Source organism: Saprospiraceae bacterium (assembly GCA_016709995.1).
In the GTDB taxonomy this organism is placed as follows: domain Bacteria; phylum Bacteroidota; class Bacteroidia; order Chitinophagales; family Saprospiraceae; genus JADJLQ01.
Map to the genome: position 1 here is coordinate 342,878 of JADJLQ010000003.1, position 19,418 is coordinate 362,295.

At 38.5% G+C, this 19,418-nt stretch carries 13 protein-coding genes; 8 read left to right on the forward strand and 5 right to left on the reverse strand.

The features are described from left to right. Nucleotides 1-122: 122 nt before the first annotated feature. From IPJ09_20395 to IPJ09_20405, 3 genes are read left to right on the forward strand one after another with little or no spacing between them, the layout of a single operon-like run. Nucleotides 123-1,172: a glycoside hydrolase family 130 protein gene (locus IPJ09_20395; protein ID MBK7373752.1), complete on the forward strand. Its 1,050-nt coding sequence runs from the start codon at nucleotides 123-125 to the stop codon at nucleotides 1,170-1,172. Nucleotides 1,173-1,182: 10 nt separating this feature from the next. Beyond that, nucleotides 1,183-2,427 carry an MFS transporter gene (locus IPJ09_20400; GenBank protein ID MBK7373753.1) on the forward strand — a complete coding sequence of 415 codons (1,245 nt, stop codon included), beginning with the start codon at nucleotides 1,183-1,185 and terminating at the stop codon, nucleotides 2,425-2,427. Between the two features lie 9 nt (nucleotides 2,428-2,436). Beyond that, nucleotides 2,437-4,176 carry a hypothetical protein gene (locus tag IPJ09_20405; GenBank protein ID MBK7373754.1) on the forward strand — a complete coding sequence of 580 codons (1,740 nt, stop codon included), beginning with the start codon at nucleotides 2,437-2,439 and terminating at the stop codon, nucleotides 4,174-4,176. Nucleotides 4,177-4,388: 212 nt separating this feature from the next. Here the strand turns inward: IPJ09_20405 and IPJ09_20410 are convergent, their stop codons facing one another. The 3 genes from IPJ09_20410 to IPJ09_20420 form a co-directional block, all read right to left on the reverse strand. Then, nucleotides 4,389-6,398, reverse strand: coding sequence for a fused protease/ribonucleoside-triphosphate reductase (locus IPJ09_20410; protein ID MBK7373755.1), 2,010 nt, complete (start codon nucleotides 6,396-6,398; stop codon nucleotides 4,389-4,391). 224 nt (nucleotides 6,399-6,622) lie between these two features. Then, on the reverse strand, nucleotides 6,623-7,393 hold the full coding sequence (gene ric, locus IPJ09_20415; protein ID MBK7373756.1) for an iron-sulfur cluster repair di-iron protein: 771 nt from the start codon (nucleotides 7,391-7,393) through the stop codon (nucleotides 6,623-6,625). Nucleotides 7,394-7,446: 53 nt separating this feature from the next. After that, nucleotides 7,447-9,831, reverse strand: coding sequence for a cbb3-type cytochrome c oxidase subunit I (locus tag IPJ09_20420; GenBank protein ID MBK7373757.1), 2,385 nt, complete (start codon nucleotides 9,829-9,831; stop codon nucleotides 7,447-7,449). 614 nt (nucleotides 9,832-10,445) lie between these two features. On the opposite strand from IPJ09_20420, the gene IPJ09_20425 reads away from it, so the two are divergent. After that, nucleotides 10,446-10,880, forward strand: coding sequence for an Rrf2 family transcriptional regulator (locus IPJ09_20425; protein ID MBK7373758.1), 435 nt, complete (start codon nucleotides 10,446-10,448; stop codon nucleotides 10,878-10,880). Nucleotides 10,881-10,949: 69 nt separating this feature from the next. Here IPJ09_20425 and IPJ09_20430 read toward each other — a convergent pair whose 3' ends face one another. Together IPJ09_20430 and IPJ09_20435 are read right to left on the reverse strand one after the other, a co-directional pair. Continuing rightward, nucleotides 10,950-12,344: a phosphatase PAP2 family protein gene (locus IPJ09_20430; GenBank protein MBK7373759.1), complete on the reverse strand. Its 1,395-nt coding sequence runs from the start codon at nucleotides 12,342-12,344 to the stop codon at nucleotides 10,950-10,952. 238 nt (nucleotides 12,345-12,582) lie between these two features. Beyond that, nucleotides 12,583-13,956 carry an AGE family epimerase/isomerase gene (locus tag IPJ09_20435; GenBank protein MBK7373760.1) on the reverse strand — a complete coding sequence of 458 codons (1,374 nt, stop codon included), beginning with the start codon at nucleotides 13,954-13,956 and terminating at the stop codon, nucleotides 12,583-12,585. Between the two features lie 391 nt (nucleotides 13,957-14,347). On the opposite strand from IPJ09_20435, the gene IPJ09_20440 reads away from it, so the two are divergent. The 4 genes from IPJ09_20440 to IPJ09_20455 all read left to right on the forward strand — a co-directional run bounded on the left by IPJ09_20440 (nucleotide 14,348) and on the right by IPJ09_20455 (nucleotide 19,416). Then, nucleotides 14,348-16,720 carry an ABC transporter permease gene (locus IPJ09_20440; GenBank protein ID MBK7373761.1) on the forward strand — a complete coding sequence of 791 codons (2,373 nt, stop codon included), beginning with the start codon at nucleotides 14,348-14,350 and terminating at the stop codon, nucleotides 16,718-16,720. A gap of 145 nt (nucleotides 16,721-16,865) precedes the next feature. Further along, entirely contained in the window at nucleotides 16,866-17,318 is a 453-nt protein-coding gene (locus IPJ09_20445) for a nuclear transport factor 2 family protein (GenBank protein MBK7373762.1), read from the forward strand. 94 nt (nucleotides 17,319-17,412) lie between these two features. Further along, nucleotides 17,413-18,075, forward strand: coding sequence for an ABC transporter ATP-binding protein (locus IPJ09_20450; GenBank protein ID MBK7373763.1), 663 nt, complete (start codon nucleotides 17,413-17,415; stop codon nucleotides 18,073-18,075). Between the two features lie 21 nt (nucleotides 18,076-18,096). Next, entirely contained in the window at nucleotides 18,097-19,416 is a 1,320-nt protein-coding gene (locus tag IPJ09_20455; protein MBK7373764.1) for a TolC family protein, read from the forward strand. Nucleotides 19,417-19,418 lie beyond the last annotated feature (2 nt).

A 19,418-nucleotide genomic window follows, 5' to 3' on the forward strand; every position in this document is an offset into this window, starting at 1 on the left:
TTATATAACAGGAGGAGACTGCTAGGGTTTTCTCCTGTTTTTTAAATAATAAGCATGGAGGATGCATTGTAATAGCGTCCTCAATAGCTGGACCTATTAATTTTTTTAATCAAAAAACATTAATGACCAATAGATCGCCACACAATCCCATACTTACCACCAAAGATATACTCCCCAGTCAACCTGGATTTGTAGTCGAATGTGTGCTAAATCCAGGCGTATTTAAATTTGAAAATAAAATCTGGTTATTATTGAGAGTGGCCGAAAGACCATTTCAAAAGGAAAAAATGATTTCGCTGCCTATCTTAAATGAACTCGGTGGCGTAAATGTCCTCGAATTTAATCAGGATGACCCGGCACTGGATCTTTCTGATGCACGTATGGTCAAATACCAAAACAAAGTCTACCTGTCCACACTCTCTCATTTGAGATTGGTTTGTAGCGAGGATGGACTCCATTTTTATGAACCTACTAATACTGTTACCAAAATTTTTGGCGAAGGCCCATTAGAAACTTTTGGTATCGAAGATGCAAGAGTAAGCTACATTGATGGATTGTATCATCTTACGTATACCCAGGTGTCAGACAAAGGTGTGGGTGTAGGGCTGATGCAGACTGCTGACTGGCAAAATTTTCAAAGACGCGGAATGATTATCCCTCCGCACAATAAAGACTGCGCTTTATTTGAAGAAAAAATCGATAGTAAATATTATTGTTTTCACCGACCCTCCGGCGTCGACCTGGGTGGTAATTATATCTGGTTAGCTTCATCCCATGATTTGTTTCATTGGGGAGATCACCAATGTATACTACAAACCCGAAAAGGTTCCTGGGATTCTGCAAGAGTGGGTGCAGGAGCGTCTCCTATTAAAACTACTAAAGGGTGGTTGGAGATCTATCATGGGGCAGATGAACATCACCGTTACGCACTGGGAGCCGTACTCTTGGATCTCAAAGACCCATCTAAGATCATTGCCCGGTCCGTGCAGCCCCTCCTGGAGCCTACCGAGCCTTATGAGCTGCAGGGTTTTTTTGGAAACGTAGTTTTTACCAATGGCCATATCATCAATGGCGATGAGATCATCATGTATTATGGCGCTTCTGATCAAGTCATTTGTAGGGCAACTTTTTCTATTAAAGCTATTTTGTCATCATTGATTGACTCCCGCTAAACCAAGTTTTATGTTACAACAATTTTTTAAAGAATTAAATTTTTTTAAATCTCATCCTCTTAGTATGCGGATGCTGTTAATCACCAACCTGATATATGGCATGGTCAATCCGATCATCGAATTATTTATCGGTGCATATATCATGCGCAATTCTTCGGATATCAGCCTGGTGGTGATCTTTCAATTGGCAGTCTATACAGGCATCCCATTGACTTTTATGATCAATGGTTTTTTATTAAATCGTGTCCCCATATCCCGGCTCTATTCCTTAGGAATGATATTGAGCGGAGTTTCGATGACCGCTATGATGTCTTTGGGAGAGCTCAGTACGGTGGGTGTATTTGTAGCCGGCCTGATCATGGGTCTGTCTTACGGATTTTTTTGGGCCAATCGTGATTTTCTCGCACTCAACACGACCAAAGACGGTAATCGAAATTATTATTATGGCATTGAAACCTTTTTATACACTATCACGGGTATAGGCATTCCTTTGCTTGCAGGCGGTTTTATTGCGGCTACCGACAAAAACAATTGGTTTGCTGGCAATGTCAATGTCGCTTATTATATCATCACCGGTTGTGTTTTTCTACTTTCTATATTTGCCTCGATATTAGTGCACCGTGGTCAGTTTCAAAATCCGCTCAAAGCTCCTTTTTTGTTTTTTAATTTTGATAAGTTGTGGAATAAGATGTTGCGCCTTGCTGCTTTGAAAGGGGTAGCGCAGGGATATATCGTGACAGCTCCCACCATGTTAGTGATGAGCCTGGTCGGTAAAGAGGGTTCGCTGGGATTGATCCAGGGTATAGCAGCTTTGCTGTCCGCGGTATTGCTTTATATCCTGGGTAGGGTGACGCTACCAAAGCACAGGGTATTCATCTATGGTATTGGGTGTACCTTATTTATTTTAGGCGCCTTATTCAATGCTGTACTTTATTCGGCTTTTGGAGTCATCTTATTTATTCTTTGCCTGGTATTTGCAAGACCTTTATTAGACATTGCTTATTTTCCTATCCAATTGAAGGTCATCGATGTGGTCGCGCATATCGAAAAACGCAATGAGTTTAGTTATATATTCAACCATGAACTGGGACTTTATGTTGGCCGATTGTTTGGCTGTGGTTTGTTTATCATTTTGGCCAGGTATGTGAGTGTGGTGGTTGCTTTGCGGTATGCTTTATTGATGATAGCCGCAGTTCATTTTATGGGATATTTTATGGCAAAGAGTATAGTCCGGGATATTAAAGTAGATTTATAATCGAATAGTATGCACAAAAATTATAAAATAGCGCTGTATATACTCGGTGTCTCCCTATTGTGGACACGATGCTCCGTGAGTAAATTGATCCTTCCTGCTTCTACCTCAGTAGTGCAAAGGGCCATACCACGCATCGAACTTATGCCCAACCACCCTCAGCCTTACCGGTACAGAGATTGGAAACAAACGGCCCTTGAATTTGACCGTTATGTATTTGATTTTAATCAGCGAGGCGATTATCTCCCTTTGATATGGTTGGATGGCTCAGGTCGAAATTTTCCTGACACCACCTTTGGCATCTATACAGCTCTTGGAGACAGCAGAATGGGGCCAGCTATCAATCACGGCGAAAATCATGAAGCACTCGGTGCATTGGGAGCCGTTTTAGGAGCTACCCTGGTGGGGATTGATAAAAGCAATCAGGATGGTAGGAACTATGTACACATGCTGAGAAATTATTTCAACAAAGACAATGGATGGAATGTCATCATGGATTTCACCAACAAGGGTGCTCATATTGGTGGCGGCTATGGCAATGATTTTTGGTACGAGATCCATAACAATATGCTTTTTTTTGCAGTAGCCAATTATTATCCACAAGAAAAAGGATTTGATGACATCCTTCATACGATAGCAGATCAGTTTTATCGCTCTGATTCGATCATGGGAGATAATTACAGTTATTCGTTTTTCGATTTTAAAAATATGAAACCCGGGACCAATCATATTACACCTCAGGAAGATGTGGCCGGTGGGTACGCTTTTGTACTGTATTCAGCCTGGATGAGATTTCACGAAGAAAAATATCTTCGGGCAGCCAGGAATGCGATGGATGTACTCTACGGTCAAAAAGAAAATCGTTTTTATGAAGCGATGATGCCCATCGCTGCCTATATCGGAGCACGGATGAATGTAGAAGCCGGCACGCACTACGATATACAAAGGTTTCTTGACTGGACATTTGATGGAGATGCTGTCGGGCGAGAGGGTTGGGGTGTCATAGTGGATAAATGGGGCGCATATGATGTGAGCGGTTTAGCCGGTAGTACGACGGACCAGGGAGGATATGGATTTCTGATGAATACATTTGACCTGATGTTGCCACTATCTGCCATGATACGATATGATCCCAGGTATGCACGAGCCGTCGGTAAATGGGTACTGAATGCTTCTAATGCAGCTCGATTCTGTTATGCTTATGATATGCCTGATTCCTTGCAGGCTATTCCTCAATATAAGGCTTTGACCAAAAATGTGATTGCTTATGAAGGCATTATCAAAGAATCCAGGTACCCGGCCTTGAAAGGCATCTCTCCCATGGCCCAGGGAGATGGACCGTTATGGGAGAAAGGCATGCCCCAAACTACGATGTTTAGCGTATACGGTAGTAGTCATGTAGGGATCTTTGGAGGGACGATAAAGAAGACCAATGTAGAACAGATCCTGCAGATCGATTGTACCAAGACGGACATGTTTGTTACGCAAAAATCTTATCCTACTTATTTATTTTTTAATCCATTTCCTGTCTCAAAAACCATTGAGTTAAATGTAGGTGATCAGAAATCTGATATTTATGATTTGATCCATCATTCTTTTATTAGAAAAAATATTAAAGGAAAAGTATCCGTAGTGATTCCTGGTGATCAGGCGATGGTGTTGGTCTATACTGGTGCTGGTGAAAAGGCAGGTGTGAAAAATGGAATGTTAGAGGTAGGTGGAGTGATCGTAGATTATGGATATCAACAGTGACGAGTTATAAGACAGGAAGCGGATAGTTATTAATTTTCCGTTTCAATAAAGACTTTTTGGAAAGTTTTGCAATTTCAACCTATATAAAAATTTCATTTTAGAATTGTACCTATCTTATATTCTTTCAGTTTCCATGCAGTATTTTCTGGACTTTTATCCAGATAATAATCAGATTAGCATCAACTTAAATGATTGATGAAAAGTGATGGTTTTTATTTAATCAAGCAGGCACTATTATCGCAATACTTTTCCATTTCCGAGTCTTCCTTGAGTTGGTTGATTTGAATGTATTTAATTGAAGCGTTCAGCTCTAAAAACTTTTCTTTTGTAATTGCCTCATAGGGCATTTGAGCGTATGCACCCGATTCTAGTTTTGGTAAAAAACTAATTGATTTCAGATCATACTTAAAATATTCGAGGACGACATGGATGATGTCTGCCTCAGTTGGTTTAAAAGTTATCGTGCAGGAAACCTGATTGTCTGACCAATATTTTTGAAGAAATGCTGCGAGGGATGTTTGTTCCCAGATAGACACTTTTGCGATACTTTTCCCTTGGTTATGAATAGGGAAGGAGAGTACATAGGAAGAATGATCCACCACATCTTCCTCTATGGGCAGCCCTGCCTCCACTAGATAAGGTATTAGAGATGAGTTTTTTGCAATCCTAATTCGACGAATGTAATATTCATATTCTGGAAAATGGCAACCCGGATTGACTCCAGCTAATAGACTGACCGTACCACTGGGTTTGACACTCGTTGTCTTGATGCTTCTCGGGACACAAAGCCAGGAAGAATAGATGGCATCCCACCTTTGGATTTCTGCATATCCACTTTTAAGCCAAATTCGCAAGGTTTCCAAAGAGTTTTTTTCGAGAAAATTGGTCACGCCTGATACGGAGGTGCCTATTCGTCGATTTCGCTTTTGTACTCTATTGGTATCATGCCAGGTAGTACTTACGAGGGTTGCAGTTTTTCCTAATAAGTAAGCAAATTTAAGTGTCCGCAAATAATCTTCATAGGATTCTGCTCTTGATGGAAAGGTTTCAACAAGACAACACAATTCATAGGACTCCAAGGTTTGTTCCCCACAAGGATTAGTTCCTTTTGCTTTTTCATCTTTGTGATCAGCAGGATCACACATTCGGGAGAAAGCCTTGATATTATTCAAAAACACATATCCTGGTTCACCATTTATAGCTGTTTGTTGAGCTAGGGTTTTAAAATCAGTATCATTATTGACAAACACACTATTATTCGAAGCCCATCCCCAGGATGCCCGATGTGCCATACTACCTTCGTATTTCCCTTTTTCAGAATTCCACCGGTAATCTTTCAGCGTACGATACTCACTATTTTCATGGTCTCCCAATGCGATCTGTGCGGAGCGCCTTACATTTCCTGCGACTACACATTGTCCAATGATGTTCATAATATCCGTGATGGCAGTCACAGTCAGATAGCCTTGATCCAATGTATTCAAAATAGTTCGGATATGATCGTGCATCTTGATCAGAGGTTCAGGTCCGGATGATATTCCTCCAAATCCACGAATAGGCATACCTGGTGGACGAATTGAATCATAACAGAAATAGACTGGGTGAGCAGTTTGTTCATTGAAATGTTTAGAAAAATAACTCTTCAATAGTTTTTCAAGACTTTCTACCCATCCTTCTCTTGAATCTGGGATGCTGTATACTTCAGGGTGGCAGTCAGCAGGTTTGTATATTTTTATTTTCTCACTTCCATTCACATCAAATCCTACACCAACGCCAACCATACTCATATCCATCATAAACATAAAAGGTTTAATAGCTTCTTCCTCTGATTGATCGATGAACTCTGTTGATACAAAAGCACAATTAAATAAAGCTTGGCCTATTTTTTTTTCTTGAATGATGGATGTTCCCATAGCCCACAACATTCTGCCGGGAGGCAAAAATTTCATTCGAAATATGCGGTCGTACATCTCTTGTGCCGACCGTTGAGCTTTCTTAGGATTCCAACCAAGTCCATTATCCAGAATATGTTGCTTTTGCAAACTGTAAGTCCCTTCTACTACCCGCCTGACTGTTTCATACCAATGTTCATTTGTGCCATCTTCTTTGATTCGGGAGTAAGTGCGGTAATAAGTTAATTGACCTAAACCATTGAACCCAAATCCAGGGTCTATGTATTTATAAGCTTCTACAAAGCTTGCATCTAATTGGAATATAAGCATGATAAATGATATATATTATAATGGACTAATATGTCCACTATAATAAAGGTAATCATTTGTTCATATTATAAAAATAAAATATAAATAATTTTTATAATATATTTTTTAAATTTTCGGAAAAATTGAAAACGGCATGAATCGCTTATGAAACATGCCGTTTTAACCACTGTGGAATTATGGCGATGAGATTATAATAGTCTGAAACTTATATTGTCGTGATGCTATTAATTTGAAGGTATGGTTGCGAGTTTCCTTGCTTTAGGGTACAAAATGTTATTTTCGAGATGTACATGCTTATGAAGGTCTTCCTCGAATTCTTTTAACATTTCATAAAAAGCTTGATATGATGTACACGCGCCATTTGGAGGAGTATAGTTTTGACTCAATTTTTTGATGACATTTAAATGATCTGCCGCGTCGTCATGTTCTGCCTCTATGACATTAATAATCTGATTGAGTCTTCTGAATGCAAGTGTTCCAGGGGTGAGTTGACTGCCATGAGCAACCTCTAATGACTTGATATATGGAAACAGTATCTTTTCTTCTTTATTTATATGTTGTGCCAGATTGATACTCAATGCATTTAATTGTTTTTGAATTTCTATCAATTCAGGATGTTGGCCCTCATGCACTTTCACCACTTTGTTGGATTGTTCGAAGAGTGTTCTAAGAGATTTCTGAACGAATCTATGATGTTTTTGCACGATATAATCAGCCAATTCCTTCAAGGCCATTGGGTTGAAATCAGGATTATCAGCATATGGTACTTGTATGATTTCTTGAAGTTGGTGTTGAATTTTTATCGGATCCAGATTGCGTATAACACAGGCTTCAAGAACTGTCGTTTTCCCTCCGCAGCAATAATCGATTTTATTTTGTATAAAAATTTCGATGGTTCGAAGATCCTTGCTCACCAAATCACCTACTTTCCAATTCAGTATATTTTGAGGGCCTTCATTTATCGGGTTGCTTACTATTGATATACTATTTTCCATGAGTATGTTTTTAAAATGTATTAATATGCTAGAATTTGATGTTAATAAAATATTTAATATACTTCTTCTAATTCGGCAACAGGTGTGACCTCTGGTATTGCTGACTTGTCCACTGACTGCATACTAGTCCATTGCCTAAGGTGCATGATTCTAGATACTATAAACCAAGTAAGAGGGATTACTCCGCCAAAGAAAAATACGCTAGCTCCAATACCTCGTAACCAGGTGAGTGACTGAAAAGTCCCGTTTTCAATAAAGTGGTGTGATCTTCCATACCATAAGCCTTGCTCTACCACTGCTTTGAACTGGATCGCACCAGCTGGGAAAAGATCCAATACCACCATGAGCATCAATCCTGCATTGATGGACCAGAAAGAAAAGGTTATGATTTTTTTATTCCATTTATCTGGTTTTATAAGCAATCGGGAAGCAAATAGTAATGCTGCTATTGAAATATTGCCATAGACACCCATTAGGGCAGCATGAGCATGATTTATAGTTAGATAGGTACCATGTTCAAAATAATTCATTATAGGAAGGTTTACTATAATTCCTAAAACACCTGCTCCAAAGAAATTCCAAAAATTTACTGCCACCAGAAACCTAAATACTTCTGGAAATCCGAAATCACCAAGATTTTGATGTTCCATAGCTCCCACTGCTATTTTGGGCATGTTTTTGAACCTCCAGGCTTCTACTGTCAAAAGGATTAGAGGTACAAATTGTAATGTAGAAAATATACTACCAAGGGCCATAGTTGCTACGGGTTTTGCATTCCAGTAAAAATTATGGGATATCCCTAAGAGACCAGTACCTAAAAATAATAAAGTAGCGAAATAAACCACTCTTATGGCGGCTTGTTTACTGACTAGACCCATAAGGACCATCAGATAACTTACTATGACAGTGATAAAGACTTCAAAAAATGCTTCTACCCACATATGAACCACCATCCAGCGCCAAAAATCAGCTATCACAAAATTGGTTTCCGGCTTAGCTACAAATCCTGAGATGAATAGTAGGGGAATCCCAATCACAGAATACATGATCCAGTTTGGAAGATTCCAACTCTCCCCTTTGACAAAAGCAGGATGGATGCCTCTGTATACCACAATGGCCCATATCGCAAATATGAGCATCAGGAGTGCCTGGTAGATTTTGCCGAAATCTACAAATTCCCAACCTTGGCTACCTAGTAGATTCCAATTATTGCCTAATAGATTTAAAGGGCCTAAAACCATTCCCGTCAATGAGCCACCTACCAGAATAAATAGCAACACGAATATGGTATTGATTAGACGAAGCTGTCCTTTGATTTCAGTTTTGGCTAATATGGGTAGTATAAATATAGATGATGCAATCCAACAAGTAGATATCCAATAAAGAGCCAACATAAGGTGCCAACTTCTAGGAATGGTGACCGGAAGCCTAGGAGTTATATGGAGGCCGAAATAGTCCAAAAAATGAATAAAATCATTGATCGTAATGATACCACTCGACACCTGAATAAAAAATAGAATCACTGCTACAAAGAAAAACTTAAAGGTAGCTTTCTGAGTTCTTGTGGGTTTGAAATTTTTAACTCTTTCAGAAGTAAACAAATCTTTGGTAGCAGGTTTAAAAAATTTATTTGGAAGTTGATTATATTGACCTATATAATATAAGACAATCCCACAGGCCAATACAAATCCTAACAAGCCTAATACACTCCAAAGAATGACTGGAGAGGTAGGTGTATTGCCTGCTGTCGGGTCGAATGGCCAGTTATGTGTATAACTAAAGGTGTTTCCTGGTCTTTCCGTCACACATACCCAGGCACCCCAGAAAAAAAAAGAACTCAGCGCAGCTACATCTTTCCTATCAGCAATATAATTTTTAGGTAAAAAGGCCCTGCCTTCCTTATTCTCGAAAAATAATTCTATATAATATTTTTTTAATTCTACCACTGCATAAGCCATCGCATCCGAAATAAAAATAATATCCTTCTTTTGGTTATACCTGTTTTGTTTAAGGTCCTTTTTCGTTCGATCCTCGATCGTTCTCATTTCAAATTCAGAAGGTCCGGCACCATTTTGTAGTTTAAATTCATTGGCATAGAATATATTCATACTTTTAGTTACCTGATTTAAAGCTTCAGCTGTAAAATCAGGTCCTCGCTGAGCCCCGTCCCCAAAGAAGCTTCCATACTCCATCAAGTTATATTTATGAAATACTAATTGACCCATAGTGATTTCTGCTTTATCAATAACAAGATCACCGGAATTTGTTTTAAAATTCGATAAGGGAGGAGCTTCATTATAAGTTTGATAGCCGATCATTCCTACTCCCAGTACGCTTATGATAAAAATAAACAATAATGGGCCCCACCAGTTTTTAGTATTCATAAAATAACTGATGCTTTTGGATTGTCCGTCGTGTTGATGGTTCTTGGTTTCCATTTTTAAAAATGTTACATAAATTAAAAGAATTTAAAAGATCGGTCTTATGAGAAATTATTTATAATGGACAAATATATCCAATAATATTAGATTCTGAAATTATTTTTGTTATTTTCTTTCATTATTTGGTATGATTTTAAAATAAATTGGGGGTAAATACTTCACCGTTGTTTGCCTTTCAGCATAAAGAAGGATAATTTATTTGGGTTGTAAGCGAGGCGATTTATATTCAATGTAATCTTATAGTACTTATTTTAGATCATTATGTTTTACAGTAAGTTGATAAATGGACTTGGCTTAATTGGTCGAATTCTTATGGAAGCTGCCAGTAGTTGCACCAATCCGATATGATCCTTTTATGGAACTTGATTTTGAGGTATCATTTGATTTAGAAAGCCGTAAGAGTCGTACACTTATCGGAAGTATAGAGCCTAAGATTAAGATATTGATTTGATTCATATGTTTAAACTTTAAAAGTAACATAACTGAGATTTCAAATTCCAATCAAATTGATTTTGCAAAATCCATCTTAGTTTTTTTAAGATTATTTAAATTGATATAAAATTTTGCGAGATAAATTTATAATAGCGTATTTTGGCATAAAATTTTGATTAATGTTTTCAAAAGCATGTGAATATGGCATTCGGGCTTCCATTTTGATTGCGTCGGAATCTGTGAATGGAAATCGGTTAGGGTTGATTACTATTGCTAAAAAAATAGATTCACCCGAAGCATTTACTTCAAAAATATTGCAGAAGCTTGTAAAAGAAAAAATTATTTTTTCCATTAAGGGACCTGGAGGAGGATTTGAAGTGAATAAGAATAAGCTGGATAAAATAAAACTCGTTGATATCATTCTAGCTATAGATGGAGAAGTTTTAAAGCAATGTAGTCTGGGTTTATCAGATTGTTCGGAGGTACGGCCTTGTCCATTTCATGGCAGATATAAACCGATTAAGGAAAAGCTTCTCAAATTGTATAGCGAGACGAGTTTGAAAGACCTGATCGATGGAGTTTTATCCGGTAAGTCTTTTTTAAAGATTAATTAATTAGGAGTCATCAAAGTTAAAGGTCAATGAGTTGTTATTGTTCCAAAAATTGTTCGTTTTATTTTGAAATTATTTTTTCCATTCTAATTCGATTACTCTTTTTGCAGCAAGGTTGCCTAATCTGACGCCTTCATCACAATCCATACGGTAGTGTACACCTAATGTAATTCGACTGTATGCATTTTCTAACCCTGCGACACTAAAGGAAGAGAAACTTCTCGGAGCACCTAAAAACTCAAATCGATCTTTGTGACAATTGTCCGTAAAGGATTTATTACTACCTAGAATATCAGTAAGTATAGCTGCTCCTGAACTTCCAAAACCAGAGTGCCCGGAAGGATAAGCAGGAAAATTTGGCGACATTCCCTTCATATTTGTATAAGGGTGGTTCATTTGGGTCTTCCAGGTTGGGTCTATCAGTTCTTGGATATATTCTACCGGCCGCCTGACATTATAGGTATATTTAGAATACCAGATAGATATAGCTGCATCAGCCATAGCCATTCCAAGTTTTGCATATAGTTCCACTGCCCGATCCAAACTAAGCTTTTCATGTTGGACAAGTTGATTGGCTATTACGAGTTGTCTTGCTGCAGGCTCAAAGGTTACTTCAAAAAAATCATCGCTCCAAAATTGACTAATCCATTGATCTTCAAAGTTTAAATTATCAACGTAAGCTTTGGTTTCGAGTGCTTGTAGGTAAAATTTGGATCCAGGATTTTCGCTGTAAGGTATAGGCGGTTTTGCTCTAAGGTCGCTGGTTTTCATGGCAAATGGTCTTACTTGACCCCAATATGGAAACAGAGCTGGGGAATAATCTGGTAGGGTAGGTTGCCACAGTTTTTCGCCATTAGGCCCCACTTTAGGAGGAATATAGCTATTGGGGGTTGGATTTTTATAAGCTTCGTGGCCGGCTGCATCCGTCACACTGAAGTTGAACACGGCTGTGGCGATGTCTTTGCCGAAAAGTTTTGATCGCTCTAACTCTTCTTTTTCCAAAATAGATTCGTTTTTCAAATTGAATTTAGACTCCAGCGTATTTATCCTTTCAAAATCCGCAACCTTGATTTGTGAATAAAATTGGCGTAATATATTAGCATATGCCGCATTTGCAACTGTGGGCCAATGATAAGCTGCTCCAGTTTGAATTTTTGGAAGCTTTAAGCCGCTAAACTGACTTTCCAAAGATTGATATTCAGGCATACCTGGTACTACAGCTTCATAGGCTGCCAGTCCAACATAGCCAAACATGCGGGCTGCAGCCGGTGGTCTGTATCCTGTGGAGAAGCGGTCAATCTCTGTAATTAATTCGTTCCAGGCCAATGGGACGGAAGCATCAAATTCTTTTGTGTCCGAGAATTCTAGCTGCCCTTCCTTACTATTGTCTTTGGTACATGATTGAATAAAAAAAAGGCCACTCCCCATAAGAAGCAGACTGAATCCAAACTTAAATATTGTTTTCATATAGAGTATTTAATAAATAATAAAGGACAAATATATCCACAATATTGAATATTCCTAATTAATTCCTAATTATTTTTTTTAATTGATATGTGGTTTAATGACTTTAAGCATTAAAATATGGTTCTTGATGACCAGATGGGTTAGTAGAAAAAAAAGGATGCTTAAAGGTAATTAGAGCATCTCCGTATAAGCAATTTTTTTTGGATCAAAGATCGCTTTCTAATATTGTACAGATTGATTATTGATGAGGTTTTTCTGTATCCCTTAACCTCTTCACACAATTTTCCAGGCTCCTGTACTGATGATAGGCCGCTTTCCAAATATTTCCTTTGCCTCGATCTACATTTTCCGGACTTTTGTCCAGGCCGCTGGAGTACCATTCTCCACGCTTATGATCGATGAGATAGGTATTGATATAAGACCACTGTTTTTTGAATTTATCAGCATATTGTAAAGGGTCATTCGGATAGAGGTCAGATAATATCAGTAGTGTATTAAGCCCCTCTGCCTGGGTCCACCAATTTTTAGTGGCCTGCGTGACGGTGATACCCGGCACATCTTTAAAATAATATCCATCATCGAAAAAGCCTCCAACCGTATCATCCCAACCTCCGGCAAAACATTGGTCAGCCATTTTTTTGGCGATGCGCCAGGTAGTAGTGTCGTTTTTCCAACCTGCCACCTGCGAAGCCTCCATGAGCAGATAGGCTGTCTCAATATCATGGCCCCAGGATACATAGTCGAGATGTTGGTGTTCTATCACTTCGTGGCTCGAATCTCTAAAACTGATTGGGGTCCAGTCCGGTTTAAAAAACAATAGCAGGTTGCCTTTTTCATTGACGATCGTATCTCTAACGAGGTAGATCAATTCTTCGAGGCGTGATTTGACCAGAGGATCTGGCCACACTTCATAGAGGGCGGTCATCGCTTCTAGCAAATGTATAGAGCTGTTTTGATCTTTATAACCCAGGTCAGAAGTAGATGGGGTCGTAGCTGGTCGTTGTATGACGGCTCCTGTTTTGGTCAGATGTTGGTAATACCCTTTTAAAGCAGGGTCATGACTATGTTCTTCGAGCCAGTTAAAAGTTTTTTTAGCGAGGTCTAAGCCTTCAGGATCTTTACTCATCATATAGTAAGTAGCTGTGGCATAGAGTCCAAATGAGTTACCATAAGCGGTCTTAGAGGTATCACCGAGGGGATGACCGGCCTGATCTACCAATTGATAAAAACCTCCATAGTGTTTATCCCACATTTTATCTCTGAGAAATTCAAATCCATGCTTCGCATAGGACATAAATTGTTTGTCAGCTGGCCAGTGCATCGCAGCCTTTGAGGCATTCCAAAGTAATCGGCCTTGTGATACAATCATTTTCTGTTGATTGGGCCCTGGACGGAAGTCTTTGTCAAAGGAAGTAAGATATCCTCCGAACCCGGTATCTATGCAAGCGGGGTACCATATGTCGACCAGGTTGGTTCGTAGCAGGTGCTCTATCGTATCAGCCAGGACCAACCGTTCGGATAGGGCTTCTGTTTTTTGTTCTTTTGTCTTGCAACCAATTAATACTGCGAAAAGGAATAAGCAGTAGAAAACACTTTGAATGGATTTGGACATTTTTCTGAAATTAAGATGTTAAGTTAATTAGAAATTGAAGATTATTGGTCACCGCATTTAATTAGGAATGAAAGTGAGTCGAATATCATCAAATATGCCCTCCTGGCTCATTGGATGGAAAAAATCCAGTTAAGACTAAACTTACCGCACACTATTGTATCAAAATCGTACACTTTATAAAAAAAATAAATAATACAACTATAAGATTATCAGTGATATATGATTATGGCATGTCATTTACTCTAAAACTGATAATGTTTAGATCATACATTTTATTGGGATTAAGAGATCTGTGGAAATCAAAATATTTTTCATTCCTCAAAGTAATTGCACTTAAGATCGGTAAATGAATAAAGAAGTATTTTGATCTAACCTGAAAGTTTAAAAAATTATGTTTATCAATCAATTCAAGCACCTTTTTCGAACTTTGATGGCAGGAGGATTTTATACCTTTATCAATATAGTTGGACTGGCTGTAGGCATCGCCTCGATCGTATGGGCATACCAGGATGTCCGGTTCGGTCTTAGTTTTGATAATTTTCATCCTGATCAAGAACGCATTTTTAGAGTAATTACTAAAAATCAGGCAGGGGAAGGCTTAAATGGGTATTGCCCACTTCCTATTGCAGTATTCGCGCCTAAAGATTTCTCCAGTGTGGTTTCTGCAGTAAGGTGGGAAGATCTTTATTTATCTGTCAAAGGTGCACAGGAGGAAACTTTTGGTGCCAGGGTGGATTATACGGATCCTGCCTTTTTTGAGTACTTTAATTTTCCATTGATCAAAGGCTCCAATGATCTTACCAATAAGTCTGCTATACTGATTACAGAATCTGAAGCCACAAAATATTTTGGATCTAAGGACCCCCTGGGGCAGACTTTGATATTACATGCCGGAGAATCATATCAGCAGCCTCTGACCGTCACAGGCATTCTGAAAGATTTACCGCTCAACTCATCGCTACAATTTTCTATGCTGACCAATTTTAATAATTATATCAAAAGCGATGGTACCTTTCTTAAATCCGATGAGTGGAGTTGGATGGCGGATGCAATATTTATAAAATTACCCAATCCTCAGGATGTAGCCAGGTTAGAACAAGACTTTAATAAGTACTTGCCGCTTCAAAATAACTCCAGAAAAGATATACAAACTCAAAGTTTTATTATCGAACCACTGCGTGAAGTTTCCAATCATGATGATGATATGGCAGCAAATGCTTTGCGCGAGCGGCCAAACAATTCAGCAATATATGGGCCGACAGTGCTGGCTATTTTGATTTTATTATCTGCCTGTCTCAATTTTGCAAATACGACTGTAGCCCGATCCAATAGAAGGCTCAAAGAGATGGGTGTGCGCAAAGTACTGGGTGGTTCTACGAGTCAATTGATCGTCCAGCAATTAGTAGAGTGTAGTGCAATTGTTTTTTTTGCCATTCTATTATCCATCTTGTTTAATAAATGGTGGTTGCCCACCTTCAACGGTATGTTTGATGGAATAAAACTAGAAGCACATTATTTGAATGATAGGTCTTTAATGCAGTTTATGATCTTTCTATTAATTGCTGTTACTGTTTTGGCAGGCCTTTATCCGGCATATTATGTGAGTAAATACAATGCTACCCAAATCTTTAGAGGTGGTGTAAAATTTGGTGGTTCCAATTTGTTTTCAAGGATTCTTTTAGGGATGCAGATCGTGATTGCTTTTATTACGGTGACCGCAGGTTTTTCATTCGCCCGTAATGCGGCATTCCAGCGTGATTTTAATTTTGGATTTAATCAAAACAATATTGTGGGCATATGGACTCCGAAGGAAACCTATCAGCCAATGAGAGATGCATTGGCTCAAATAAATGGTATTGAAGCGATGGCGGGTAGTAGAAACCATATTGGATTTTCATGGCGAAACCTGGGTATTGAAGCGGAGGGAATTAAGAATGAAATAAAATATCTTGAAGTTGGAGACGATTATCTCGATGTGATGGGAGTAAACTTATTGTACGGCCGTGATTTTTCTACAGGTGAAGCTGATTACCAAAAAAGTGCCATTATTTCTGAAAACCTTTGCTCCTTGTATGGTTGGAAGTCCCAGGATGCTTTAAACAAACAAATTAAAATTGATACCCTTACTTATTCTGTGATCGGGGTGACAAAAAATATCTATATGGGGGGATTTTTTAATCGATTAGAGCCTATATTGATGGTAAAAACATTAAATCAGGATTATGCTAACCTTATCATTAAAGCCAAGCCAAATTCTTTGCACACTCTAATGGACCAGCTCAAAGCAACATGGACGGAGCTCTATCCTTTGAGGCCTTTCAACTCATTTTATCAGGACGAATTAGCCACCGAAGCGCAAAAGGTAAATGAAAGTATCGCAAAGATATTCTTCTGGTTTGCCGTTATTTCGGTTATGTTGACCGCTACCGGAATGTTTGCTTTGATATCTTTGACCGTATTGAAAAAGACAAGAGAGATTGCCATCAGAAGGGTAGTGGGCGCCAAATTGTCTGACATTGTAATCGTCATTCATAAAAACTATTTGTTAATATTCGTGGTTGCATCGATATTGGGGATTTTTGCAGGCGCTTCTTTGACTAAATTGTTGATGGATTTGATATTTAAAATTAATATTGGCATTAATAAGGTGACCATCTTGCAGTCTTTTATGGGAGTATGTTTGTTGATAGCTTTTGTGATTGGATTAAAAATATGGCAAGTCAATAAAATGAGGCCGGCGGCTGTATTAAAGAGTAATCAATAAATCCTCAACTAGGGTTATCGAAATTTAATGCTGACAGCTCAATGTATAGTTATAAAAAAATATTATCCAGGAAGATGTTATTGTCGATATCAATTTCTAGGAATTGAAGATATTCTTAATTAATTCATGAATTTAAAATGATAAGATGAAAAAAATATTGGCGCTCCTCATTTGTTTAAATTTGGGTTGGAAAATGCAAGGGCAAGAAACTAAAGACCATGAGGGAGTCACAAAGGCACTGCTCAATTATGTAGAGGGCTTCTACGAAGGAGATACGCTCAAGCTGATCCAATGCCTAAAACCGAGTCTGCATAAAATCGGATATTGGAAAAATAAAAAGACCGGCGAATATGACTACGAGGGTCAAATGACTTACGTTCAGGCCATCGAGTTTGCAAGGAATGTTATGATTAAAAAAAGCTTTGCTAAACAGGATGCTCCTAAAAAAGTAATTGTGCTTGACATTCAAGAAAAGACTGCTGCCGGCAAGGTTTATGCATGGTGGGGGATAGATTATGTATTGTTGAGCAAAGATAATGACAAATGGATGATCGAACAGGTGCTTTGGGAAGGACCTCCAGCGAAGGAGAATAAATGATAGTACCAAATATAATTGTATACCTTTTAAATTTAATTAGGCCTTAAAATTATTTCTTTATATTCATTTTTAAATCAAACAATAAAATACTAAAATGATCAGCTTAAAAAATATATTCAAATGGGTTAATGTCGGGGGAGCGAGAAATTTTATACTCAGAGACCTTTCTCTAAATATTGAAGAGGGTGAATTTGTGTCTATTATGGGGCCTTCAGGTTCAGGTAAAACTACCTTGCTCAATGTGATAGGTATGTTAGACGGCTTTGATGAAGGCGAATATAAATTTCTGCATGAAGAAGTCCATAAAATGAAAGAAAGACAACGTACTCAACTTTACAAACAATATATAGGCTTCGTTTTTCAAGCTTACCATCTTATCGACGAACTCACAGTTTACGAGAACATTGAGACCCCGCTTTTGTATCAGGATGTGAAGGGTGGAGAGCGCAAAGCATTGGTAGGAGATATGCTGGATAGATTCAATATTGTGGGAAAGAAAGACCTTTTCCCCAATCAATTGAGTGGAGGCCAACAGCAGTTAGTCGGTATCGCAAGAGCATTGATAGCCAAGCCCAAACTGATCCTGGCTGATGAACCCACCGGCAACCTCAATAGCAAACAAGGCGAAGAGATCATGACCATATTCAAAGAACTGAATGAACAGGGTGTGACCATCATCCAGGTGACCCACTCGGAAAAAAACGCCACCTACGGTACCAGAATAGTAGAATTGTTGGATGGCAGGTTAAATAATTAATTGAAGCAATTTTAATAACACATGAATATTAATAAATTTTTGATTTTAGGTTTTTTAGTACTGACCTTTGTGAAGGGGTTCTGTCAAAAAACTTATTCGTTAGAGGAATGTATTTCCACGGCATTGCACAATAGCCAATTGGTACGATCTACCGATATTAGATTAAAAGACGCTGGTATAGATGTGGATCGTGCCACCGCCTTTAAACTGCCTAGTGCTAGCGCAGGCTTTGGCCATGGTTTGAATTTTGGACGATCGATCGATCCATCAACCAATGATTTTATCAATGAGCGAATCACCAGGGGCGGATTCTCTGCCCAGGCATTTCAACTGTTATGGCAGGCTGGAAGTACAAAACAATCTATCAAACAATATCAATATGCTGAAGAAGCCTCTCGCTGGACTTTAAAAAATGAACAGGATAATTTGCAACTTCAAGTCACACTGGCTTATCTCCAGGTACTTAATAATAAAGAGTTAGCTGCCAGGTCTGCTCAACAGGAATTGACTACCCTGGAGCAGCTCAATCGACTTAAAAATTTAAACGATCAGGGTGCTGTCTTACCCAATCTATATTCAGATATGCAGGGTCAATATGCCTTGGATCAAATGAATAGTTTGGATGCCCTGCAAGCCATCAAAACCTCTAAGCTGGTACTTTCGCAATTAATGAATATTCCATATCAGGAAAGCCTGGAAGTGACCACAGATGCAAGTATCGAAGCGATAGATCAGTTAGCTTTTGGTAATTCTAATTTTGATCAGGCGTATTCACAACATGCTCTGATAAAATCCAGTGAGTTTCAAATAAAAAGTGCAGAAGCATCCCTCCTTGCAGCCAAAGCTGAACGCTATCCTAGTTTTGGTTTGGGGGCCGATTTTGGATCAAATTATTCCAGTGCATACCGCCTTCAGGGCGATAAAGTAGGGTATCCAAAACAATTATCAAACAATTTTAATTATGCGACCTATTTGTCATTAAACATACCAATCCTGGATAATGCCAGAGTGCGTTCCAATACCAGGAAGGCGGAAAATGCCATTGAGCTTGCAAAAGTCAATACTGAGTATGCCAGGACTTTTGTCCAACAAAAAATAGAAGAAGCTAGATTAATGCAAACCAATGCCACAGAACGATATAAGGTTATTCAATCCCAGGTTAGTGCTTTTTCGGAATCTTTTCGTGTGACAGAAGCCAGATTTAATGCGGGTGCTATTCATTCAGTTGAATATCTTATTGTTAAAAATAATTTGGATCGTGCTCAAAATCAACTTATTGCTGCTAAGTATGAAATAGCCTTCCGAAATAAGATCCTGGATTATTATGCTGGCATTAAATAGCC